Annotated in this window: 18 protein-coding genes and 2 pseudogenes; 10 read left to right on the forward strand and 10 right to left on the reverse strand. The window is 56.1% G+C overall.

Annotation, left to right across the window (positions count from 1 at the left end; genetic code table 11):
• Positions 1 to 38: 38 nt before the first annotated feature.
• The 3 genes from ACOTXI_RS18115 to xylR are packed head-to-tail and all read left to right on the forward strand — an operon-like array spanning position 39 to position 3,951.
• A complete protein-coding gene (locus ACOTXI_RS18115) occupies positions 39 to 1,580 on the forward strand; it encodes a xylose ABC transporter ATP-binding protein (RefSeq protein ID WP_008502745.1) in 1,542 nt (513 codons plus the stop codon).
• Complete coding sequence (gene xylH / locus ACOTXI_RS18120) at positions 1,558 to 2,739, forward strand: xylose ABC transporter permease XylH (protein WP_008502744.1); 1,182 nt, start codon at positions 1,558 to 1,560, stop codon at positions 2,737 to 2,739. Before ACOTXI_RS18115 ends, xylH begins: the two co-directional genes overlap by 23 nt.
• Positions 2,740 to 2,772: 33 nt before the next feature.
• Positions 2,773 to 3,951 carry a D-xylose utilization transcriptional activator XylR gene (gene xylR / locus ACOTXI_RS18125; protein ID WP_008502743.1) on the forward strand — a complete coding sequence of 393 codons (1,179 nt, stop codon included), beginning with the start codon at positions 2,773 to 2,775 and terminating at the stop codon, positions 3,949 to 3,951.
• A gap of 38 nt (positions 3,952 to 3,989) precedes the next feature.
• Here the strand turns inward: xylR and ACOTXI_RS18130 are convergent, their stop codons facing one another.
• The gene (locus tag ACOTXI_RS18130; RefSeq protein WP_021242459.1) at positions 3,990 to 4,814 is read right to left on the reverse strand and encodes a protein bax; all 825 of its coding nucleotides are present in this window, start codon (positions 4,812 to 4,814) and stop codon (positions 3,990 to 3,992) included.
• 314 nt (positions 4,815 to 5,128) lie between these two features.
• On the opposite strand from ACOTXI_RS18130, the gene ACOTXI_RS18135 reads away from it, so the two are divergent.
• The 5 genes from ACOTXI_RS18135 to ACOTXI_RS18155 all read left to right on the forward strand — a co-directional run bounded on the left by ACOTXI_RS18135 (position 5,129) and on the right by ACOTXI_RS18155 (position 11,912).
• On the forward strand, positions 5,129 to 7,159 hold the full coding sequence (locus ACOTXI_RS18135) for an alpha-amylase (RefSeq protein ID WP_008502741.1): 2,031 nt from the start codon (positions 5,129 to 5,131) through the stop codon (positions 7,157 to 7,159).
• A gap of 183 nt (positions 7,160 to 7,342) precedes the next feature.
• Complete coding sequence (gene avtA / locus ACOTXI_RS18140) at positions 7,343 to 8,599, forward strand: valine--pyruvate transaminase (RefSeq protein ID WP_008502740.1); 1,257 nt, start codon at positions 7,343 to 7,345, stop codon at positions 8,597 to 8,599.
• A 317-nt stretch (positions 8,600 to 8,916) separates the two neighbouring features.
• Positions 8,917 to 9,237: a hypothetical protein gene (locus ACOTXI_RS18145; protein ID WP_050009966.1), complete on the forward strand. Its 321-nt coding sequence runs from the start codon at positions 8,917 to 8,919 to the stop codon at positions 9,235 to 9,237.
• 29 nt (positions 9,238 to 9,266) lie between these two features.
• Entirely contained in the window at positions 9,267 to 10,103 is an 837-nt protein-coding gene (locus tag ACOTXI_RS18150) for a collagen-like triple helix repeat-containing protein (RefSeq protein WP_102000883.1), read from the forward strand.
• A gap of 90 nt (positions 10,104 to 10,193) precedes the next feature.
• The gene (locus tag ACOTXI_RS18155) at positions 10,194 to 11,912 is read left to right on the forward strand and encodes a ShlB/FhaC/HecB family hemolysin secretion/activation protein (RefSeq protein ID WP_058653906.1); all 1,719 of its coding nucleotides are present in this window, start codon (positions 10,194 to 10,196) and stop codon (positions 11,910 to 11,912) included.
• On the opposite strand, the gene ACOTXI_RS18160 is transcribed toward ACOTXI_RS18155, so the two are convergent.
• Both ACOTXI_RS18160 and ACOTXI_RS18165 read right to left on the reverse strand, forming a co-directional pair.
• Positions 11,896 to 12,351: a 4Fe-4S dicluster domain-containing protein gene (locus ACOTXI_RS18160; RefSeq protein ID WP_008502737.1), complete on the reverse strand. Its 456-nt coding sequence runs from the start codon at positions 12,349 to 12,351 to the stop codon at positions 11,896 to 11,898. The genes ACOTXI_RS18155 and ACOTXI_RS18160 overlap by 17 nt on opposite strands.
• A 3-nt stretch (positions 12,352 to 12,354) precedes the next feature.
• Positions 12,355 to 12,546, reverse strand: a pseudogene (locus tag ACOTXI_RS18165) (IclR family transcriptional regulator domain-containing protein); the annotation flags it as partial.
• Positions 12,547 to 12,556: 10 nt separating this feature from the next.
• On the opposite strand from ACOTXI_RS18165, the pseudogene araD reads away from it, so the two are divergent.
• Positions 12,557 to 12,637, forward strand: a pseudogene (gene araD / locus ACOTXI_RS18170) (L-ribulose-5-phosphate 4-epimerase); the annotation flags it as partial.
• A gap of 87 nt (positions 12,638 to 12,724) precedes the next feature.
• Here the strand turns inward: araD and ACOTXI_RS18175 are convergent.
• On the reverse strand, positions 12,725 to 13,465 hold the full coding sequence (locus ACOTXI_RS18175) for a MipA/OmpV family protein (RefSeq protein WP_058653905.1): 741 nt from the start codon (positions 13,463 to 13,465) through the stop codon (positions 12,725 to 12,727).
• 120 nt (positions 13,466 to 13,585) lie between these two features.
• Here ACOTXI_RS18175 and ACOTXI_RS18180 point away from each other — a divergent pair, with 120 nt between their 5' ends.
• The gene (locus ACOTXI_RS18180) at positions 13,586 to 14,548 is read left to right on the forward strand and encodes a LysR family transcriptional regulator (protein WP_008502735.1); all 963 of its coding nucleotides are present in this window, start codon (positions 13,586 to 13,588) and stop codon (positions 14,546 to 14,548) included.
• Here the strand turns inward: ACOTXI_RS18180 and aldB are convergent.
• The 6 genes from aldB to ACOTXI_RS18210 form a co-directional block, all read right to left on the reverse strand.
• Entirely contained in the window at positions 14,545 to 16,083 is a 1,539-nt protein-coding gene (aldB, locus tag ACOTXI_RS18185) for an aldehyde dehydrogenase AldB (protein ID WP_058653904.1), read from the reverse strand. The two genes, ACOTXI_RS18180 and aldB, sit on opposite strands and share 4 nt — an antisense overlap.
• A gap of 86 nt (positions 16,084 to 16,169) precedes the next feature.
• Positions 16,170 to 18,017 carry a selenocysteine-specific translation elongation factor gene (gene selB, locus ACOTXI_RS18190; RefSeq protein ID WP_058653903.1) on the reverse strand — a complete coding sequence of 616 codons (1,848 nt, stop codon included), beginning with the start codon at positions 18,015 to 18,017 and terminating at the stop codon, positions 16,170 to 16,172.
• Complete coding sequence (gene selA / locus ACOTXI_RS18195; protein ID WP_058653902.1) at positions 18,014 to 19,399, reverse strand: L-seryl-tRNA(Sec) selenium transferase; 1,386 nt, start codon at positions 19,397 to 19,399, stop codon at positions 18,014 to 18,016. The genes selB and selA overlap by 4 nt, the downstream gene beginning before the upstream one ends.
• A gap of 103 nt (positions 19,400 to 19,502) precedes the next feature.
• A complete protein-coding gene (locus ACOTXI_RS18200; RefSeq protein WP_008502731.1) occupies positions 19,503 to 20,111 on the reverse strand; it encodes a glutathione S-transferase in 609 nt (202 codons plus the stop codon).
• Between the two features lie 89 nt (positions 20,112 to 20,200).
• Complete coding sequence (locus ACOTXI_RS18205) at positions 20,201 to 21,337, reverse strand: HlyD family secretion protein (protein ID WP_008502730.1); 1,137 nt, start codon at positions 21,335 to 21,337, stop codon at positions 20,201 to 20,203.
• Between the two features lie 2 nt (positions 21,338 to 21,339).
• A complete protein-coding gene (locus tag ACOTXI_RS18210; protein ID WP_008502729.1) occupies positions 21,340 to 21,696 on the reverse strand; it encodes a DUF3302 domain-containing protein in 357 nt (118 codons plus the stop codon).
• Positions 21,697 to 22,337 lie beyond the last annotated feature (641 nt).

The raw sequence follows: 22,337 nt of genomic DNA on the forward strand, positions 1-22,337 counted from the left end.
CGTTGCACTGTTCTTTCCTCGGGTTATGTGGAGCAGTTATGCCTTATTTACTTGAAATGAAAAGCATCACCAAGCGCTTCGGCACGGTGAAAGCCGTCGACAACGTCAGTCTCCGGTTGAATCCCGGCGAAGTGGTTTCGCTGTGTGGCGAGAACGGTTCAGGCAAGTCAACGCTGATGAAAGTGCTGTGTGGGATCTACCCGCACGGTAGCTACGAAGGCGAAATCGTCTTTGCCGGCGAAGTGATCCAGGCAACTCATATTCGCGATACCGAACGCAAAGGTATCGCCATCATCCACCAGGAACTGGCGCTGGTGAAACATCTCACCGTGCTGGAGAACATTTTCCTCGGAGCCGAAATCTCCCGCCACGGCGTGCTGGATTACGACACCATGACGCTCCGCTGTGAAAAGCTGCTGGCGCAGGTGAGCCTCCACATTTCACCGGATACCCGCGTGGGCGACCTGGGCCTGGGGCAACAGCAGCTGGTTGAAATCGCTAAAGCGCTCAATAAGCAGGTCAGGCTGCTGATCCTCGATGAGCCAACGGCCTCGCTCACCGAACAGGAAACCGCGGTTCTGCTCAATATCATCCGCGATCTGCAAAACCACGGCATCGCCTGTATCTACATTTCGCACAAGCTTAACGAGGTCAAAGCCATTTCGGACACCATCTGCGTGATCCGCGATGGGCAACACATCGGCACGCGTGAAGCCGCGGGCATGAGCGAAGATGACATCATCACCATGATGGTGGGGCGCGAGCTGACGGCGCTCTACCCGAATGAGCCTCACACCAAAGGTGATGAAGTGTTGCGCGTGGAAAATCTGACCGCGTGGCACCCCGTTAACCGCCACATCAAGCGCGTCAATAACGTCTCGTTTTCTCTGCACAGCGGCGAAATTCTCGGTATTGCCGGGTTAGTCGGCGCCGGGCGCACGGAGGCCGTACAGTGTCTGTTTGGCGTATGGCCGGGGCGCTGGGAGGGCACGATTTATATCGACGGCCAGCCGGTGAAAATCGACAACTGCCAGCAGGCGATTGCCCACGGCATTGCTATGGTGCCGGAAGACCGCAAAAAGGACGGCATCGTGCCGGTCATGGCCGTGGGGAAAAACATTACGCTTGCGGCACTCGATCGCTTCTCCGGCGCGCTGAGCAGCCTGGACGATGCCGCCGAGCAGCAGTGCATCCTCCAGTCGCTTGCCCGTCTGAAGGTCAAAACCTCCTCACCGGAACTGGCCATTGGCCGCCTGAGCGGCGGCAACCAGCAGAAGGCGATTCTGGCGCGCTGCCTGCTTCTCAACCCGCGCATATTAATCCTCGATGAGCCCACGCGCGGGATTGATATCGGCGCCAAATATGAAATCTACAAACTGATTAATCAGCTTGTACAGCAAGGGATTGCCGTCATTGTTATTTCGTCTGAGTTACCCGAAGTGCTCGGCCTGAGCGACCGTGTGCTGGTCATGCACGAGGGAAAACTGAAAGCCAACCTGATTAACCAGAACCTGACGCAGGAGCAGGTGATGGAAGCCGCTTTAAGGAGCGAACGTCATGTCGAAAAGCAATCCGTCTGATATCAAAGTCGCCGTTCCGACGCCCGGTGCGTTCGCAGGACTAAAAGCGCTGAACCTGCAGGTGTTCGTGATGATCGCGGCCATTATCGTCATCATGCTCTTCTTTACCTGGATGACGGATGGCTCGTACCTGAGCGCGCGTAACGTCTCTAACCTGCTCCGCCAGACCGCTATCACAGGCATCCTGGCCGTGGGCATGGTGTTCGTGATTATCTCCGCGGAAATCGATCTGTCGGTCGGCTCGATGATGGGGCTCCTCGGTGGCGTGGCGGCCATTTTTGACGTCTGGCTCGGCTGGCCGCTGCCGCTGACCGTGGCGGTCACGCTGGTGCTGGGTCTGGTTCTGGGGGCCTGGAACGGCTGGTGGGTAGCCTACCGTAAAGTGCCGTCGTTCATTGTCACCCTGGCGGGGATGCTGGCCTTCCGCGGGATCTTAATCGGCATCACCAACGGTACCACCGTCTCCCCGACCAGCGCGGCCATGTCGCAGATTGGTCAAAGCTATCTCCCGGATGGCGTGGGCTTTACCATCGGCGTGGCGGGGCTGCTGGCGTTTGTCGCGTGGCAGTGGCGTGGACGCATGCGCCGTCAGGCTCTGGGGCTGGCGTCGCCAGCATCAACCTCGGTGGTGGGACGTCAGGCGCTGACGGCGGTCATTGTGCTGGGTGCCATCTGGCTTCTGAATGACTATCGCGGTGTCCCGACGCCGGTGCTGCTGCTGGCGCTTTTGCTGCTGGGCGGCATGTTTATGGCGACGCGCACCGCGTTTGGCCGCCGTATTTATGCCATCGGCGGCAACCTTGAGGCTGCCCGTTTGTCGGGGATTAACGTCGAACGCACCAAACTCGCGGTCTTCGCCATTAACGGCCTGATGGTCGCCATCGCCGGGCTGATTCTTAGCTCACGTCTGGGGGCGGGTTCACCCTCCGCGGGCAACATCGCCGAGCTGGATGCTATCGCCGCCTGCGTCATCGGTGGCACCAGCCTCGCAGGGGGTATCGGCAGCGTCGCGGGCGCGGTGATGGGGGCATTTATCATGGCGTCGTTGGATAACGGGATGAGTATGATGGACGTCCCGACGTTTTGGCAGTATATCGTCAAGGGAGCCATTCTTTTACTGGCAGTCTGGATGGACTCGGCCACCAAGCGACGGGCCTGATAACGGTATTGTGACTTAATTGGGAAGTGAGCCATGTTTGAAAAGCGTCACCGCATTACGTTGTTATTCAATGCCAACAAAGCCTATGACCGTCAGGTGGTAGAAGGCGTGGGTGAATATTTGCAGGCGTCGCAATCCGAATGGGATATTTTTATTGAAGAAGATTTCCGCACCCGTCTGGAGAACATTAAAGACTGGCTGGGCGATGGCGTTATTGCCGACTATGACGACCCCGTCATTGAGCAGCTGCTTATCGACGTCGACGTGCCGATCGTGGGCGTCGGCGGCTCCTACCATTCGCCCGAACACTATCCGCCGGTTCACTATATTGCCACCGACAACCATGCCCTGGTCGAGGCCGCGTTTCTCCATTTAAAAGAGAAAGGCGTCCATCGCTTCGCGTTTTATGGTTTACCCGCCACCAGCGGCAAGCGCTGGGCCGTAGAGCGTGAACACGCATTTTGCCAGCTGGTCGCGCAGGAGAAGTATCGCGGCGTGGTCTATCAGGGGCTGGAAACCGCCCCGGAAAACTGGCAGCACGCGCAAAACCGTCTCGCTGACTGGCTGCAAACGCTGCCGCCGCAAACCGGGATTATTGCCGTAACGGACGCCCGCGCCCGCCACGTGCTGCAGGTCTGCGAACACTTACATATTCCGGTGCCCGAAAAGCTGTGCGTGATTGGCATTGATAACGAAGAGCTTACCCGCTATCTGTCCCGCGTGGCGCTCTCTTCCGTGGCTCAGGGCACGCGTCAGATGGGCTATCAGGCGGCGAAGCTGCTGCACCGTCTGCTGGATAAAGAATCTCTGCCGCTTCAGCGCCTGCTGGTGCCACCGGTTCGCGTCGTGGAACGTCGCTCGACCGATTATCGCTCCTTAAGCGACCCGGCCGTCATTCAGGCCATGCACTATATTCGCAACCACGCCTGCAAAGGGATTAAGGTCGATCAGGTGCTGGATTCGGTAGGCATTTCGCGTTCGAATCTGGAGAAGCGTTTTAAAGAAGAGGTGGGCGAAACCATTCATGCCGTCATCCATGCTGAAAAGCTGGAGAAAGCACGCAGCCTGCTCGTTTCCACGTCGCTGTCGATCAACGAAATTTCGCAGATGTGCGGTTACCCGTCGCTGCAATATTTCTACTCGGTGTTCCGCAAAGAGTATGACACCACGCCGAAAGAGTATCGGGATCGCCACAGCGAGGTGCTGATATAGAAAAGAAAACGCCTTCCAGTGGAAGGCGTTTTTTGAGATTACATATGAGCGGCGATTAAGCGCTGGTTATCCTGGTACATGGCGAACAGATAGTTGTTATAGCTCTGTCCCTTCGTTGAATACCCTTTCAGCTTGTGGATCATCGTACTGGCCGTCACTTCCTGGTCCGCTTTACGCAGCTGAGCGCGTGATTTACGGAACGATGAGTAGGCCGGGTGCGTGTTCAGATTCACCACATAGGCGTTCACGGAATCCTTCACGGATTCAAACTGCGAATAGCCTTTCACCTTGCCAGGCGCATTCGTACAACGACCTTTCACGCATTTCATGCCGAAAAGGTTGTTGTTGTTACGCGCAAGCTTAGACGTTCCCCAGCCGCTTTCGGCTGCAGCCATGGTCGCAACCATGCTGCCCGGGATGATATCCACACGCTCAAGGAGAGCATTCCACGGCACACGACGCGTGTTCCCGTTCCAGCTCAGCTTGTAGCGCTTCGTGATATCTTTCAGACGCGCGCGCTCAGATGGCGACCAGCGGCTATCGTACTGTTTGGAAATCAGCCAGTTACGATCCGCAGTAATCGCGGCATTTTGACTCGTGATGTAAGGCATTACCGTCCGGAGAAACGCTTTTTTCCTTGGTGTTCCGGAAGGGTATTTTCGCAAATCAGGAAGTGAACTACTCTTTGCACTATTGCGAGAATACTCTTGTTTACTGCTAACCTTACTACTTGTCGTCTTTATTACGTGGGCTTTCTTACTCGTTGTATCCGTGTGCGTCTTCGCAAGCACCCCACCCGAAAATGCCGTGGTGAGTAACATGAGTATCGCAGCCCCATATCGTCGAATGGGAGTCGATATCATTAGGTCTCCTGGTCGGATGTAATCATCCCAACACCTTATTTTTTTCACAAATTTGAGAGCGGAATCTCAAATCATATCAAAAATAGACTTCAAGAGCACGTATAGAAATAGTCCAATTCCGAAACTATGTCACCTGAAACTTGCTCATAAAAACATCATTTCTGGAAAAATGTGTGCGTTATCGCAGATAACTGCCTAATTTTGCGCAAGATCACTCATCCTCACGCATCCTCCTGGCAGAAAGCGACAGGGGATGAGTTTTTCCCGCCCGCCTGCTGGCAAACTGGTCAAAAATGCCGCGACAGGAACCTGGAATGAAACGCACCGCAATAGCCTTTCTGATGTTACCCGCACTGGCACATGCCGACTGGTCATCGCCGGGGTTTGGCGCATTTCGCGCCGAAGGCACCGGGATTTTCACCAGCCAGGCAAAGCTTGCGAAGGGTACGCGTCCTCTTACGCTCAGTTTTGACAAGACGTGCTGGCAGCCCACAGGCGCGATAAAACTCAATGAGATGCTGTCGCTCAAGCCCTGTGACGGCACACCACCGCAGTGGCGCCTTTTCCGCGACGGTGAATACCAGATGCGAATCGATACACGCTCCGGCACGCCCACGCTGCTGCTGGCGGTTCAGAGCGCGACAGAACAGCCGGTGGCCAACGTTATCCGCCAGTGTCCGAAGTGGGACGGTAAGCCGCTGACGCTGGACGTCAGCCATACCTTCCCGGAAGGCTCCGTCGTGCGCGATTTCTACAGTAAACAGACGGTGACCGTACAAGGTGGAAAAATCACCCTGCAGCCAGCCGCCAACAGTAACGGCCTGCTGCTGCTTGAGCGCGCCGAAACCGACAAGCCTGCGCCGTTTAGCTGGCAAAACGCCACCGTCTATTTTGTACTGACTGACCGCTATGTGAATGGTGACCCGAGCAACGACAACAGCTACGGCCGCCACAAAGACGGCATGCAGGAGATTGGTACGTTCCACGGCGGGGATCTCAAGGGACTGACCAGCAAGCTCGATTACCTGCAGCAGCTGGGGGTGAATGCGCTCTGGATAAGCTCCCCGCTTGAGCAGATCCACGGCTGGGTTGGCGGCGGCACCAAAGGTGATTTCCCGCATTATGCCTACCACGGCTACTACACCCAGGACTGGACAACGCTCGACGACAACATGGGCACCGGGGATGACCTGCGTCAGCTTGTTGATGAAGCGCATAAGCGCGGCATTCGCATCCTGTTTGATATCGTCATGAACCATACGGGCTACGCGACGCTTGCGGACATGCAGGCGTATCAGTTTGGCGCCCTGTACCTGCAGGGTGATGAGCTGAAAAAGACGCTGGGAGAGCACTGGACGAACTGGAAGCCTGGCGCAGGCCAGACCTGGCATAGCTTCAACGACTACATCAACTTCAGCGACAAAGCCGCATGGGAAAAATGGTGGGGCAAGAAATGGATCCGCACCGACATCGGTGATTACGACAACCCCGGCTTCGACGATTTAACGATGTCGCTGGCGTTTCTGCCCGACCTGAAAACGGAATCCACCGCCCCTTCCGGGCTACCCAATTTCTATCAACACAAACCCGATACCCACGCGAAAGCTATTCCGGGCTATACCCCGCGCGATTACCTGACCCACTGGCTCAGCCAGTGGGTACGTGACTACGGCATCGACGGTTTCCGCGTGGATACCGCGAAGCACGTTGAGCTCGCGGCCTGGCAGCAGCTGAAAGACCAGGCAAGCCAGGCGCTGGCCGCCTGGAAAGGCGCTCACCCGGACAAAAAGCTCGACAACGCACCGTTCTGGATGACCGGCGAATCCTGGGGTCACGGAGTGATGCAGAGCGATTATTACCGCCACGGCTTCGACGCGATGATCAACTTTGATTATCAGGAGCAGGCGGCGAAAGCGGTAAATTGCCTGGCCGATATGGATCTCACCTGGCAGCAGATGGCGGAGAAGCTGCAAAGCTTCAATGTGCTGAGCTACCTCTCATCACACGATACGCGTCTGTTCCGCGAAGGGGGCCAGCGCGCGGCGGAGCTGCTCCTGCTGGCACCGGGCAGCGTGCAAATCTATTACGGGGATGAGTCCGAGCGTCCGTTCGGGCCGACAGGCTCCGACCCGCTGCAGGGCACCCGCTCGGATATGAACTGGCAGGACGTCACGGGCAAGCAGGCCTTAACCGTCGCCCACTGGCAAACGCTGGGTCAGTTCCGCGCCCGCCACCCGGCGATTGGTGAAGGCAAGCAAACCACGCTGTCGCTGAAAGAGGGGTATGGATTCGTACGTGAACATGATGACGATAAGGTGATGGTCGTCTGGGCGGGGAATCAGTAGATCATACCCCTCACCCTAACCCTCTCCCCATGGGGAGAGGGGAGAAGCTCCAGAACTATTCACTACACAAATCCACTCCCGCCCTATAAAACCACAAATCCGACCACACCACCCGATTTGCACCAACACGGTGCTAGCGTTATGGTTACCCACTTTCAAAATAAGCTCGACAGATCACCTGCTATGACGTTTTCACTTTTCGGCGACAAATTTACCCGCCATTCAGGCATTACTCGCCTGATGGAGGACCTCAACGACGGGCTGCGCACACCGGGCGCAATCATGCTCGGCGGCGGAAACCCGGCTCAAATCCCGGAGATGAATACCTATTTCCAGACCCTGCTCGCTCAGATGCTGGAAAGCGGCAAAGCAACCGATGCGCTTTGCAATTACGACGGCCCGCAGGGGAAAACCGAGCTGCTGGCACTCCTCGCCGAAATGCTGCGTGACGAGCTGGGCTGGGATATCGAACCACAGAATATTGCACTGACAAACGGCAGCCAGAGCGCGTTTTTCTACTTGTTTAACCTGTTCGCAGGACGTCGCGCGGACGGCACCACCAAAAAAGTGCTGTTTCCGCTGGCGCCGGAGTATATCGGCTATGCCGATTCCGGCCTGGAAGAGGATCTGTTCGTCTCTGCGCGCCCGAACATCGAGCTGCTGCCGGAAGGCCAGTTCAAATATCACGTCGATTTTGAACACCTGCATATTGGCGAAGAGACGGGCATGATCTGCGTATCGCGCCCGACTAACCCAACGGGCAACGTGATCACCGATGACGAACTGATGAAGCTGGATGCGCTGGCCAATCAGCACGGTATTCCGCTGGTGATCGATAACGCCTACGGCGTGCCGTTCCCGGGCATCATCTTCAGCGAAGCACGTCCGCTGTGGAACCCGAACATTGTCCTGTGCATGAGCCTCTCTAAGCTGGGTCTGCCGGGCAGCCGCTGCGGCATCATCATTGCCAATGAGAAAATCATCACCGCCATCACCAATATGAACGGCATTATCAGCCTTTCACCGGGCGGCATTGGCCCGGCGATGATGTGCGAGATGATCAAACGCAAGGACCTGCTGCGTCTGTCGAATGACGTGATCAAGCCGTTCTACTACCAGCGCGTTCAGGAGACGATCGCGACACTTCGTCGCTATTTGCCGGAAGAACGCTGCCTTATCCACAAACCGGAAGGGGCGATTTTCCTGTGGCTGTGGTTTAAGGATTTACCCATCACCACCGAGCTGCTTTACCAGCGCCTGAAAAAGCGCGGCGTACTGATGGTGCCGGGCGATTATTTCTTCCCGGGTCTGGATAAGCCATGGCCGCATACCCATCAGTGCATGCGCATGAACTACGTCCCCGACCCGGAAAAAATCGAAGCGGGTGTTAAAATTCTCGCCGAAGAGATCGAAAAAGCCTGGCAAGAAGGCAATTGTTAAAAAATAAGGCTCTTCAAATGAAGAGCCTTATTTTTCCGTGATCTGAATCTTATATTAAGGATATATCCTGTAGCACTCCATTTATCATTCCCATTGAGTTTTCTTAGGAATATTCCTTTAATTTAGGCTCGCTAACTACCCTCTCAATAATTAAGCAAAAATTAAATATGCTAACTTATTGTTATTTTAAATAACCCCCTTCAACGCAGCAAAATACCTCCCTGAGTCGCTTTCATGCATATTTAAAAATACTGCATATACTCACTAATACGCCGCTCGGCGTTCTTTTGCGTGGAGTATTCATATGCTACCTAATAATGTTAGTCGCATCAGCGCTATTGCTGTTGCGGTACTGCTCGCGTTCTCTCTTTCTGCCTGTAGTGGAAGCGGTGGCGGATCTCACTCAACGGCCAAAAATAACCCTGCGACGGGAAGCAGCAGCGGCTCAGATGATGGAAGTGGCACAACCGCGAGCAATGGCGGTTCGGGCAGCAACGGATCGGGCACCGGAACGGGTTCAGGTACCGGGACAGGCGCTGGCGGCGGAACGGGTTCTGGTTCAGGGTCGGGATCAGGTTCAGGCTCAGGCTCAGGCTCAGGCTCAGGAGGCAGTGGAGGAACCACTACCGCAGGCGTAAATACGATACTGGGTGATGCCGGTAAAACCGTGACCAGCGTCGGATCCACTGTGGATAGCCTCGGAAGCCAGCTTCCGACAAATAATCCCGTCACGTCAACCGTCTCAACCACCGTCAGCGGTGTTGGCAGTGCCGTGTCCACCGTGGGGACAGGCGTCACGACTGGCGTTGGCGATCCAAACAACCCGAACGGTGTGGGTACCACGGTTAAAGGCGTGACCACGTCGGTCACCTCCCTCGGCAATACCGTTTCAACGGTAGGCACGGGCCTGGCGAGTTCCACTTCCGGAACCCCGGTCAGCGGCGTAACCGGCCTGACGGGCAGCGTGGTCAACAGCACCGGGCAACTGGTCAGTAACACCGGCACGGGTCTCACCAACACGGTAAGCAGCCCTGCTGTCACTCAGGTAACAACCGATACCACGACCCTGGCTAACAAGACGCTGGGCGGAGTACAAGGCGTGACGCAAACCGTAGGCACCACAACGGGTCTCGGCACACCGGTTAACGGTCTGCTGACCCAGGTGGGTGGCACCGTCAGCGGCGTGGGGACCGACATTAGCAGCAGCAATAGCGGGCTTAGCGGTGTCGGTCAGGTCGTTCAAAATGTCGGCCAGACGGTCACGGATAGCGGTACGCTAGTGAAACCCACATCAACCACCGGAGGCAGCGGCACAGGATCTCTGACGGCCGATGCCAATGTGACAGCCACAAACAATAGCCTGAGCACAACGGTCAATACCACCCTCAATACGCTGACTGCGGGTGTAACGGCCAATGCAGGCACAACCCAAAACACATCTACGACAAACCCGATTAACGGGCTCAACACGTTAACCTCGAGCCTACTGACGCCAAAACAGTAATCCTTTTACTGCCTGTCTGCGCCCCTGGTTCAGGGGCGCTTTATTCAGCGACATTTACCCCAACCGGGGATGACGAACAGGGATAGCGCGATGAAACACCACTTCCTTTTTTCGCTGACGGGGCTGGTTGTGCTGAGCATGGCCCGCGCCGATACTCTGCCCTCTATTATTAACCCCGATAACCCGGCGCAAGTTTCTCGTAACGTTGCCCCCGAACAGACTGAGGCCGCGCCGCAGCCGAACGTCAAAATAGAAAAACCGAAGTCAACGCTGACGCCTGAAACGCCTATTACCATTCATCACATTCAGTTTATTGGCGGCACGCGTTATCCCTTGAAGGAATTACTTCAGCCCTTCAGGCCTTACGCTGGAAAAACCGTGCCGCTAAAAACGCTTACGGGGCTGGTAAATGATATTACGGAACGCTATAAGGCCGACGGTTTTCCACTCTCTTATGCCTGGCTGCCCGATAATAATTTCCAGCAGGGCAATATTAAAATTGTTCTGGTTGAAGGCTATGTCGCTCATAGCGACATCACCAGTAATAACCCGCACATCGCCGAACGTCTTAAACGTTTGTCTGAAAAAATCATGGCGGAAAAACCGCTGTCTCAGGATACGTTCGATCGCTACAGCCAGCTGATGACGCGCACCCCGAACGTTCCGGTTACGGCTAACGCGCAGCTGCCAACCAATATCTATGGCGCGGCGGCGATGCAAATCACCGGTAATCAGGAGCGGAGCTGGAATATCGCTTCCACCATCGATACCCGTAAAGGGCAAGATTTAATGATGCTGAACGGCACGCTCAGCAACATGACAAGCTATGGCGATCAGCTTGGCGTGGCCACGCTTGTACCGTTAGATAGCAACACGCGAAAAAATTATGTCGGGCTCAACTGGCAGCAGTTTTTAAACGATGAAGGGCTGACCATGCAGCTAAAAGGCAGCTATTACCGTGAAGATCCGCGAGATTTTTCGCCCCTGCTCTCTTTGCCGAATAATATCAGCGTCGATTCGAAGCAAAAAACAACGCAATACAACGGCGGCGTGACGTTTGGCTACCCCCTGCTGCTGAAGCAAAAATCACAAATTAATCTGACCAGCGGTTTTGATTACACCGACCGCCAGGATGATTATGCCCTGCAGGCAAGACTGCTGGGCAAAACCTATAGCCTGGACTCCGTCAACCAGCACGCGCGTTATCCCGCGCTGGAAGTGGGCATCAACGGTGCACATCAGTTCACAACCGCCAGCCTCAGCGGCCGACTCAACGTGCGTCAGGGTATGGATGCGATGGGAGCCGATATCGTCTCGGCTCCCAGGCCCGATATTAATTTTACGCTCACGAAAAGCTATCTGGACGCAGCCTGGCTGTTTGCCGATAAGTGGCGGCTATCAACGTCCTGGGAGGGGGACTGGTCAAACAACACGTTGCCAGAGCCCGAACGCGTTAGCTTCGGTGCCCAGCGGTTTGGCCGTGGATACCAGGACAGTGAAGCAAGCGGTGATTACGGCTATGGCGGGCAGGTAGAACTGCGCTATATCCAGATGCGAAAAGAGAGCACATGGCTTGCCACAATCCAGCCCTACATGCTGGCCGATACCGCGCAAACCTGGTTTAACACCTCCGGCTTGCCTCATCAGCGGCTCGGGTCAGTGGCGGCCGGCGTGATGGTAGGCGATACCCGCCACTATAGCATCACGGTTGAGGCGGCAAGACCCGTCGGGGATGTTCCGACAGACAGTCGCAACAGAGACTGGCGCTACAGTCTGACGTTTACTTGGAATTTCAATAAAATGCAGTAAGCCTTTCAGCCCGAATACTGGCAGGATCAACGCAGCGCAGCGCGTGGGTTGGACAGGCCTCCACGCAGGCCGGTCCGCCTTCGCGCTGCACACATAAATCACATTTCAGCGCTTGTGCCCTGCTTCCCACCAGCCGTACCTGCATCGCCCCAAACGGACAGGCGACCATGCAGCTTTTACAGCCAATACAGCGCGTCTGCTCAACAAGCCAGGCGCCTGCCGTAAGGCTGATGGCATGGGTTGGGCAGACATTGGCACATGGGGCGTCCTCGCACTGATGGCAACCCACCGCCGTAGTGTAGGCGTCCCCCTTCACCACCCGCAGGCTAGAGGTAAAAGCCTCTGCGGTGAAGTCATCCTGATGCGCGACCGCACAGGCCACTTCACAGGTGCGGCATCCGATGCATTTTCCCGCATCCGCCATGATAAATCGGTTCATCTGTTACGCCTCGCGTACGTTAAAACCCAGCTCTTTTGAGATCGCATACGGAACGCGGCCGTGGATATCAAACACCAGCTCATCATACATGGCGCTCAGTTCAGTGATGGTGTTCCGCGTCAAAGGTTAGATCTGTTCCTGATGGCCACACGCCATAAAGATCTTGCCCATTGCTGAGCAGTAGAGAGGCATATGCTAGCTGATTCAGATCCCGGTTATGCAGCAGGAACTGCTCGACAAGCATTATCTGCGTAAGCACGGGGCGAATGCCTACTACGGGCAGTGATCGGGCATTGAGATGGGCTTTAAGGAACAGCACTGCAGGCAAGATCGTAGGCCGGGTAAGGCAACGCCGCCACCCGGCTTTACCGCATCAGAAACGCCAGGTCAGGCCGGTCATCAGCGTGAAGCTGTCGTCGCGGTCGATCATCGGGCTGTTCTTCACGTCGTCAGGCAACACGGTGTAGACCGCGCTGGCGTTGAGATACAGCTTCTGGGTTAACTGATATTTAGCCGCCAGGCCAACGTATGGTGTCCAGCTGTCGCCGGCGGTGTATTGATCCAGTCCGGAGCGGCGAGACTCGCTACCGGATACGCCGTAGTAGTAGTCGTTATAGCTTTCGTCGCTGTAGAACACACCTACGGAAGGCGTCAGGGTCAGGCGCTCCATTTTGATCGGACGGAAGTACGATACTTCGCCGATCACGCCGCCGCTTTCATCCGTGGCATCACCAGAGACCGCCACTTTCAGCGAACCCCAGCTTTCGTGGCGGTAGTACGCCCCACCGAGGAAGGCGGATGCTTTACGCTCATCAAGCTGCTTCATCTGATGATCGTCGTTATCGTCAGGGGCGAAATGCAGCGGCATCCACGTTGCGGTCAGGCTCAATTCATTTTTTGCATCTTTCCACAGGATCCATCCGCCCGTGGTCTGACGAACGTAGAAACGATCGCCTTCGTAGCTAATCAACGGTACTGCGGTCGTATTTTCGTTATAGCCTTTGTAAGGAGACTCATTAAATACAGCCCCCGCACCAAGTGAAAATTCACCGGCCATGGCAGACGTTGATGCAAATAACGTGGCAGCGATCAGTAAATTGTATTTAATAGTCATTCCATGTAATCCATATATATGCCAAACAAGCGAGGCGCATAATAATGGTTACAAAATTGCCAATGCAACGCTGCGGTTTATATAATATTATATATAAAATCATATAGATGGGTGTGCATAATGAGTACATTACAGCTAAAACCACGCGAATTAAAAATTATCTCCGTCATTGCAGCCACCCACAGCATTGGTGATGCCGCCGCCCTGCTGGGTATGGCGCAGGCCAACGTCAGTAAATATCTGTCTGATTTTGAAACGCGGGTTGGGCTCAAGGTTTTTGAGCGCACCACGCGGCAGCTGGCCCTGACCCAGTTTGGTGAAGCGTTACTCCCCTACGTGAATGCCACGCTGGATAAGAACAGCCAGCTTGTTAATTTCATTGCTGATTATAAGCATGAAAAGCGCGGAAAAGTGACGATCTATGCCCCAACAGGTATCGTGACCTACCTCGCGCGACACGTGATCCATCAGATAGAAGACATCGGCGACATCCGCATCTCCCTGAAAACCTACAATCTGGACCGGAATGAATTTTCAGAAGGCGTTACCTTTCCGGATGACTGCGACATTTTAATTACCTATGCTCAGCCGAAAGACGAAAGCCTGGTTGCCAGCGTGTTGACACAATATTCCGTTACGGCCTTCGCAACCGTAGAATATTTAAATAAACATCCCTTAACCGGACCTGAAGATTTAATTAATCACTCCTGTATTCTCATTGACTCCATGCTGGTCGATGAAGCCAACATCTGGCGTTTCCGCGTGCACGGCAGCGATGACGTGCATGACTACCGGGTGACCGGTAATTATATTTGCGACAATACGCAGACGGCCCTGGAGCTGGCAAGAAATAATCTTGGGATTGTTTTTGCGCCAAAAGAGAGCCTGAAAAAAGAATTAACGAAAGGCATGCTCGTCCCCTGCTTCCCGCATCAGGAAGAGTGGTGGCTCGACCTTACCGCCATCTTCCGCAAACGCGAATACCAGCCCTGGCGCGTGCAATACGTTCTGGATGGCGTACTGAACTGCCTGCGCCAGCAAATCGCTCAGGCCGCCCACGGACGGCCTGAGCTGGGCGACTAGAATAGCCCCAGGGGCTTATCGGAATAGCTGACCAGCAGACATTTGGTCTGCTGGTAATGCTCCAGCATCATCTTGTGGGTTTCACGCCCGATGCCCGACTGCTTATAACCGCCAAATGCCGCGTGTGCCGGATAGGCGTGATAGCAGTTGGTCCAGACGCGTCCGGCCTGAATGCCGCGGCCCATTTTATAGGCCAGATTACCGTTGCGGCTCCAGACGCCTGCCCCCAGGCCATACGGCGTGTCGTTGGCAATCGCCAGCGCCTCCTCCATCGTTTTAAAGGTGGTCACGGCCAGCACCGGTCCGAAGATTTCCTCCTGGAAAACGCGCATGGTGTTCTGCCCGAACAGGATCGTCGGCTCAAGGTAATACCCGTCCTGCAGATCCCCTCCGAGCACCTTACGGCGTCCGCCGGTGAGAATATCCGCCCCCTCCTTCTTGCCGATGTCGATGTAGTTGAGGATCGTTTCCAGCTGTCCATGCGAGACCTGCGCCCCCATCTGGGTGACATTATCGAGCGGGTTACCGCTGCGGATAGACTCGACGCGGCGAATGGCCCGCTCCATAAAGCGCTCGTAGATGGATTCCTGCACCAGCGCGCGGCTTGGGCAGGTGCAGACTTCGCCCTGGTTAAACGCAAACAGCGCAAACCCTTCCAGGGCTTTATCAAAGAAGGCATCCTCTTCCTCCATCACGTCCGCGAAGAAGATGTTCGGGGATTTCCCGCCCAGCTCGAGGGTCACCGGAATGATGTTTTGCGTAGCGTACTGCATGATCTGCTGGCCCACCTCCGTCGACCCGGTAAACGCCACTTTGGCAATCCGTTTTGAGGTGGCCAGATATTCCCCTATCTCACCGCCCGCACCGTTGACCACGTTAATCACGCCCGGCGGCAGCAGATCGCCAACGATTTCCATCAGCAGCAGGACCGAGAGCGGGGTCAGACGCGCCGGTTTGAGCACAATACAGTTTCCGGCCGCCAGCGCGGGCGCCATTTTCCAGCTCGCCATCAGCAGCGGGAAGTTCCACGGAATAATTTGGCCTACTACCCCCAGCGGTTCGTGGAAGTGATACGCCACGGTGTCGTTGTCAACTTCGCTGATCCCGCCCTCCTGCGCGCGAATACAGGAGGCAAAATAGCGGAAGTGGTCGATAGCCAGCGGCACGTCAGCCGCCATCGTTTCCCGGATCGGCTTGCCGTTATCCCAGGTTTCCGCCGTCGCCAGCAGCTCCAGATTTTGCTCCATCCGGTCGGCGATTTTGAACAGGATCGCCGCCCGGTCCTGCACGGAGGTGTGAGCCCATTTCTCTTTCGCTTTGTGGGCCGCATCCAGCGCCAGGTCGATATCACGCTTACCGGAGCTGGCAATCTCGCACAGCGGCTGGCCTGTAACCGGGGTCAGGTTGGAATAGTATTCGCCGTCGACGGGCGCGACCCAGTCGCCGCCAATAAAGTTGTCATAACGGGGCTTCAGCTTGAGGGGAAAACCATACTCGCCGGGCTGGATACGCGATGAGGGAGGATTGTTTGTCATGTCCGTCTCCTTGCTGTTGGTGTACAACAAGGGTAGTTCCGGCTGGCGATTTTCTCGCCAGCCGGTAACGGTGTTTACGACGGAGGTCACGGAGTTTCAGGAAATAATAACGAATCGCGCAACAGATGATCGTTACCGCGACGGCGGGTAAAGCCGATGCGGTTGAAGTATTCCAGGATCTGGATCGCCAGCTTACGGCCCACGTTCAGCCGATCGCGGAAATCCGCTGCGGAGGTCGAGCCGCGCGCCTGATCCAGCTCGCGGATCAGGTTGGCAAACGCCACAATGCGATCGTTACGGTAGTAACGATCTTTCACGATCGCGACGATTAGCCCCTGCTGCGCCGCATGGCGCAACACCTGCCGCATCAGCTGCTCTTCGGTATTCGTTTCGCGGGCCAGATCCCGAACCCACCACGGCTCATCGCTAAACAGCGGGGCTACGTTTTGCCATATCGCCTCCTGATCTGCGGTGAACCCGGCCTTGTGATCCGGCAGGTGCAGCCAGCCGTGGTGGCTTTTAATCACCCCGCTTTCGCGCATGTTTTCAATCAGCAGCAGCACCAGCGCATCGTCTTCCATCGGCAGCGCCATGCGTCGCAGACGCTCGCGCCCCGGGCCAGGCTCGTCCTGATGCTGTTCATGGTAAGTCGCGAGCGTGTTCAGTATTTTACGCTGCCATTGCGCAGCAACCGGGGCATTGAGCAGGCTGTCTCCGGCCTGTATAAAGCCCGGCTCCTGGGTCAGCTGGCGTAAGCCTTCCCCGCTCAGCTGGCGTGCCCATGCAAAATCACGCAGACTCACCGCCCCGCGATCGAGGTGCACCCGCAGCGCGGCGTTATCCTCTTTGGCCTGCGCCAGCGCGGCCAGCCACTGCAGATATTCCGGCTTACGCTTGCCGCGTCGAGGTGGGTTAAGCGCCACCACGCGCGCGCCCGCCAGCGTTTCCCTTGCAGAAATGTCACGCAGTACCAGACGATCGTTGTCTGCCAGCCAGAGCGGCGAATCGAATACCAGCTCGGCAAGGTCGTTTTCCAGCAGCGACACGCGCCCGGTGATATGGCTGGCCGCGTGGTGAATATGCAGCGGCTGCCATTGGGTCAACGGTATGTGTGTCTGCAGGGAGACAATCACGCGTTCAGACGGTTCCGGTGGAGCATCGGCCAGCAGCCAGTCTCCGCGGTTCAGCTGCTCTTTTTCCGCATCCCCGGCAATGTTCAGCGCGATACGTTGTCCGGCGTGGGCACGGTCAGCGGGCTGGTTTTGTGCATGCAGTCCGCGCACGCGCATCGGTTTATTCACGCCCGTCAGCCAGAGGGTATCTCCCACGCTGACTTCACCGCTCAGCGCGGTGCCGGTTACGACCAGCCCCGCACCTTTTACCGTAAAGGCCCGGTCGATCGCCAGACGAAAGCGGTGATGGCTAGCGTGAGCGCGTGATGAAAGGTGCTGCAAATGGTGGCGAAGTTCGTCGATACCACGCCCTTCTGTCGCCACGGTGACAAAAAGCGATGCGTCGGCAAAGCCATACTCCCGCAGTGTCGCCTGGACCGTTTCGCGCACCTCGCTGACGCGCGCGTCATCCACGCGATCGGCTTTGGTCAGCGCCACGGTCAGCTGCGGGTTGCCGGTTAGCTGCAGGATCGCCAGGTGCTCGCGGGTTTGCGCCATCACGCCGTCATCGCAGGCCACCACCAGCAGGGCATGATCGATGCCGCCCACGCCCGCCAGCATGTTAGACAGAAACTTTTCATGCCCCGGCACATCAATAAAGCCCAGCACGCGGCCATCAGGCTGGGGCCAGTAGGCATAGCCCAGATCGATGGTCATGCCGCGCTTTTTCTCTTCCGGCAGGCGGTCGGCGTTTACGCCGGTAATCGCCTGCAGTAACGTGGTTTTTCCGTGGTCAACGTGACCGGCGGTGGCAATAATCATTTCAACAACATCTCCAGAAATCGCTCTTCATCTTCAAGGCAGCGCAGATCCAGCCACATTCGGCCGTCGTAAATCCGCCCGATAACCGGCGTCGAGAGACCGCGCCAGCGCGACGACAGCGCCTCAAGCTGGCTGCCGCGCCCGTCACGCGGCGTGAACGTCAGCGCCTCACTCGGCAGCCTGTCCACCGGCAGCGACCCGCTGCCAATCTGCGACTGGCAGGGCTCAATGCGAACGTCAAAATCGGGGTAATGCGCGGCGACGCGCGGCAGCAGTAACTCGGCCTGGGCGCGAATCGAGGCGGCATCGCGGCTTAACAGACGCAGCGTGGGCAGGCGGTCGGCCAGTTTTTCCGGGTGGAGATAGAGCCGCAGCGTCGCTTCCAGCGCGGCAAGCGTCATTTTATCGGCGCGCAGGGCGCGCTTAAGCGGGTGCTGCTGCAGCTGCGCAATCAGCTCGCGCTTGCCGACGATAATCCCGGCCTGCGGCCCGCCCAGCAGTTTGTCGCCGGAAAAGCTGACCAGGCTCACGCCCGACGCAATCATCTCTTGCGGCATCGGCTCTTTTGGCAGCCCGTACAGGCTCAGATCCACCAGCGAGCCGCTGCCGAGATCGGCAATCACCGGTATATTCAGTTCGCGCCCAATCGCCGCCAGCTCCGCCTCTTCAACCGTTTTGGTGAAGCCTTCAATATGGTAATTGCTGGTGTGGACCTTCATCAGCAGGGCGGTATTTTCATTCACCGCCGCGCGATAGTCTTTCGCATGGGTACGGTTAGTGGTACCCACCTCATGCAGCGTACAGCCCGCCTGGCGCATCACGTCAGGAATACGAAACGCTCCGCCAATCTCCACCAGCTCGCCGCGGGATACCACCACCTCTTTGCCGCTGGCGGTGGCCGCCAGCATCAGCAGCACCGCTGCGGCGTTATTATTCACAATGCAGGCATCTTCCGCGCCGGTCAGCTGGCACAGCAGCTCCGCCAGCGCGCGGTCGCGGTGCCCGCGTCCGGCGCCGTCCAGATCGTACTCCAGCGTTACGGGCGCTTGCATGGCCTGCACGACCGCGGCAACGGCCTCTTCCGCCTGCTGCGCGCGCCCCAGGTTGGTATGCAGCACGGTTCCGGTCAGGTTTATCACCGGGCGTAATGCGCTTTGCGCCTTCTCATCCAGCCGCTGTTCAACTTCCTGCTCCCACGCGCTACACCAGGCGGGCAAGGCGTTTTCTGCCTGAATCGCGTATCGGGCTTCGTCCTGAAGCAGGCGTAACATTTCCACCGTCGCGGTATGGCCGAAACGCTCAGCAACAGCATGAATGCGGGGTTCGCGAAGAAGACGGTCGGTAGCGGGGATCTGGCTGTACAGCGAATGATGAGTAGTCATGAAGGCGCCTGGCGAGTAAATATCTTCCCCCCTCCCGACGGGAGAGGGAGTTAACATGTGGGGGGATTGTACCGCCTCCGACGGCGAAGTGTTATAACCCGCGTCAAGCCTTTGGTGGTTCGGTACGGGCAAAGCTCTCGCGGCTAAACAGCGTGTCTGCAAGCTTCACCAGCAGCGGACGGTCGACGCACCAGCCCGGGGAGACGTGGCGGAAGTTGAGATAACCAATCGCGCAGGCGATGGCGATGGTCCCCAGGTTCAGGCTGTCGGTGTCGATCTTTCCCTCCCGGATAAGCTGTTCACACCTGTCCAGGCTGCGGCTGATTTTTTCCCGCTGGCGTAACAGTTCCGTTTCCGACTGCTGGGCAGCGGGCCTTGCCTGTTCCCGTACGGAGGTTAACGCCGCATCCATAATACCGTCGGCCAGGGCTTCGACCTGCTTCACCGCCAGCGCCGCTTTTGGGTCAGCAGGCAGCATAGCCGGGGCAACGCCCAGCAGCTCAATGTACTCGGCAATTATTGGGGAATCGAACCAGTACTCGCCCTCGTCCGTGACCAGCGCCGGGACTTTTCCCAGCGGGTTGTACTGCGCAACGCCGTTTTCCGCGTTGTAAGGCTGTTCATTCACGAATTCAAATTCAATCCCCTTCTCCAGCAGGAGAATCGAGATTTTTCGCACGAAGGGACTGGTGTAGCTGCCGATGAGTTTCATTGCCTGATCCTTAATGCCGGAAAAAAGTCAGTATGGATCAAGCGATGAAAAAAGGGCAGGTCTGCATGTCGCATTCCTGCCCTGAAGGATTAGTGATCGAGGTAGAGGTAGTGCATCCAGCTGGTCATACGCAGCAGTACTTTACGCATGACCGAGACGTGAGCGAAGTGGTCCGAATAGACCGCCACCTGGGCATAGATACCGTCCGGCAGGGCATCGACTTCAGCGTCAGGGCTCAGCTCGATGATGGCCTGCACGCCATCCGTGCCCGGCGTGACCGTCAGAGACTGGAGCGCACCCTGCGCCTGATAGGTTCCCCCCGGCACCACCGGCAGAATTGCGGTGAGCTTCCCGGAGAATACCTGGCCCGGCAGGGCGTTAAACACCACTTCCGCTTCATCGCCCGGTTTCAGACGCAGCAGCGAGTTCTGGCGGAACTGGGCCACAATCTGACGCTTCTGTTCAGGAATGAAGACCATCACCGGACGCAGAGGCAGCGCGGCGGCATAGGTCCCCGGACGGATCAGCACCTGGGTGATGTAACCATCGCTCGGCGCACGCACTACGGTCTGGTCCAGGTTATATTTGGCTTCGGCAAGCTGGGCACGTAACGAAGCAATCTGTGACTGCTCGCCGTTCACCATGCTGTCTAACTGGCTTTGGATCTGCACCTGTTCAGCCACGGAGCCTTTCACCAGCGCATCCTGTGCCAGATAGTTCTGCCGCGCGTTGTCGATATCGCTTTCAGAGAACGGATTCACCTTCGCCTGGCTGCCTTTCAGGTAGCGCTGATAATCTTTATAGAGGCGATCGCGTTCAGCGGAGACGCGCGTGGTATTGGCAACGGCTTCCGCCAGCTGCGCCTTCAGATTATCGATATTGTGCGTCGCGGTCACCAGGTCGGCCTGAAGTCTGTCGACCCGCGCCTGATAGCGGCCTGGATCCAGTTTAAATAACACTTCGCCTTTTTTAATTAGCTGGTTATTTTTATCCGTGACTTCACTGACCACACCGGTCACCTGCGGCGTGATTGGAATAGAAATAACCGCTTTTTGCGCCGTAAAGGTATACGGATGGTTATAGTTCATTAACAGAATAAGTCCGGCAACAATAAATACGCCGCCTAATGTTGCGGTGGCAAGCGTCCACTGGTTGACCGGAATACGGAATATTTTAAAAATGGCCCAGGCAAATGCCACGTAGGTCAAAATAATCAACAGATCCATGATTAGCGCTCCAGCGTGTTCTTATCAGCAGTGGGCTGTACTGCAGCCAGCTTTTGTTCGAGTTCCGCCACGCGTTTGGCCAGCGCATCCATGCCCGGAACTTCATCAGGCTTTGTGATGTGGTTCTGCATGCCCCAGCCGCGATCTTCGCGGTACAGCGTGGCCCAAATCCACAGGAATGGCCAGATGGCATGGAGTGTAAACAGGCTAATCCAGCCTGCCGTATGAATGGCATCGGCATGCGGATGGTTACGCTTTTTGGCCATATTATAAGGAATATCATGGATGGCGATGATTCCGTAAAAGAGAACCAGAAATACAAAAATCAATACGCCCAGCGCAAAATAGTTGAGAAACATATTCTCCTCACTTAAACAACGTCAACTCATTAAATTAATAAAACGGTACGCAACCTAATTAATTTTTTTATAAACACGGGGATGTGCTTACTATTTCCGAGCCGGGGAGTATGAGTTTTTATAATATCTCCATGCAAGTTTATAAGCGTGTCAAAATATATCCTGAATAATAATAGACTTAACCTTACAATATGAGCGTAATCCACCTTTTAACTTTTCGCCATACCACACATCAAAAGTGGTTTTTTAGCTTATCGTGTCGTGCCATATCATCCTGGCGCTGAAACGCGAAGCAGAGTTTGCCGCCGATCACAGCCGGAGAAATCTGCATAAAAATATTTTGTGAAATCAGTCACAATCCAGAAACAAACTCGTCATGACAAAACGTGACGGTAATCACACAAAGGGGTGGATTTTGCTTTTTTTCTCGCCATCGTATTTTTTTTGCCCACTTATTTTGTGATTGAGATCACTTCATTGACATCCCTACCCCCTGCCTTTACGTGACACGCATCACATAAATTTTCCCTGTCTGGACAGTTGAACGATTCAGTGCCAGATTTCACAGCATCAGAACAGGGCCCGGCTACCTCTGCCGCCTCATTAACAATAAACCTCGGGCCATAAGCCTAAGCGTAAAC

Source organism: Enterobacter cloacae complex sp. BZL2005 (genome assembly GCF_049238885.1).
GTDB classification, from domain to species: Bacteria; Pseudomonadota; Gammaproteobacteria; order Enterobacterales; family Enterobacteriaceae; genus Enterobacter; species Enterobacter roggenkampii.

Excerpts from the sequence above, each read along its gene's own strand:
- ACOTXI_RS18115 (WP_008502745.1), top strand. The coding sequence starts at position 39 with ATGCCTTATTTACTTGAAATGAAAAGCATCACCAAGCGCTTCGGCACG.
- xylH (WP_008502744.1), top strand. The coding sequence starts at position 1,558 with ATGTCGAAAAGCAATCCGTCTGATATCAAAGTCGCCGTTCCGACGCCC.
- xylR (WP_008502743.1), top strand. The coding sequence starts at position 2,773 with ATGTTTGAAAAGCGTCACCGCATTACGTTGTTATTCAATGCCAACAAA.
- ACOTXI_RS18130 (WP_021242459.1), bottom strand. The coding sequence starts at position 4,814 with ATGATATCGACTCCCATTCGACGATATGGGGCTGCGATACTCATGTTA.
- ACOTXI_RS18135 (WP_008502741.1), top strand. The coding sequence starts at position 5,129 with ATGAAACGCACCGCAATAGCCTTTCTGATGTTACCCGCACTGGCACAT.
- avtA (WP_008502740.1), top strand. The coding sequence starts at position 7,343 with ATGACGTTTTCACTTTTCGGCGACAAATTTACCCGCCATTCAGGCATT.
- ACOTXI_RS18145 (WP_050009966.1), top strand. The coding sequence starts at position 8,917 with ATGTTAGTCGCATCAGCGCTATTGCTGTTGCGGTACTGCTCGCGTTCT.
- ACOTXI_RS18155 (WP_058653906.1), top strand. The coding sequence starts at position 10,194 with ATGAAACACCACTTCCTTTTTTCGCTGACGGGGCTGGTTGTGCTGAGC.
- ACOTXI_RS18160 (WP_008502737.1), bottom strand. The coding sequence starts at position 12,351 with ATGAACCGATTTATCATGGCGGATGCGGGAAAATGCATCGGATGCCGC.
- ACOTXI_RS18175 (WP_058653905.1), bottom strand. The coding sequence starts at position 13,465 with ATGACTATTAAATACAATTTACTGATCGCTGCCACGTTATTTGCATCA.
- ACOTXI_RS18180 (WP_008502735.1), top strand. The coding sequence starts at position 13,586 with ATGAGTACATTACAGCTAAAACCACGCGAATTAAAAATTATCTCCGTC.
- aldB (WP_058653904.1), bottom strand. The coding sequence starts at position 16,083 with ATGACAAACAATCCTCCCTCATCGCGTATCCAGCCCGGCGAGTATGGT.
- selB (WP_058653903.1), bottom strand. The coding sequence starts at position 18,017 with ATGATTATTGCCACCGCCGGTCACGTTGACCACGGAAAAACCACGTTA.
- selA (WP_058653902.1), bottom strand. The coding sequence starts at position 19,399 with ATGACTACTCATCATTCGCTGTACAGCCAGATCCCCGCTACCGACCGT.
- ACOTXI_RS18200 (WP_008502731.1), bottom strand. The coding sequence starts at position 20,111 with ATGAAACTCATCGGCAGCTACACCAGTCCCTTCGTGCGAAAAATCTCG.
- ACOTXI_RS18205 (WP_008502730.1), bottom strand. The coding sequence starts at position 21,337 with ATGGATCTGTTGATTATTTTGACCTACGTGGCATTTGCCTGGGCCATT.
- ACOTXI_RS18210 (WP_008502729.1), bottom strand. The coding sequence starts at position 21,696 with ATGTTTCTCAACTATTTTGCGCTGGGCGTATTGATTTTTGTATTTCTG.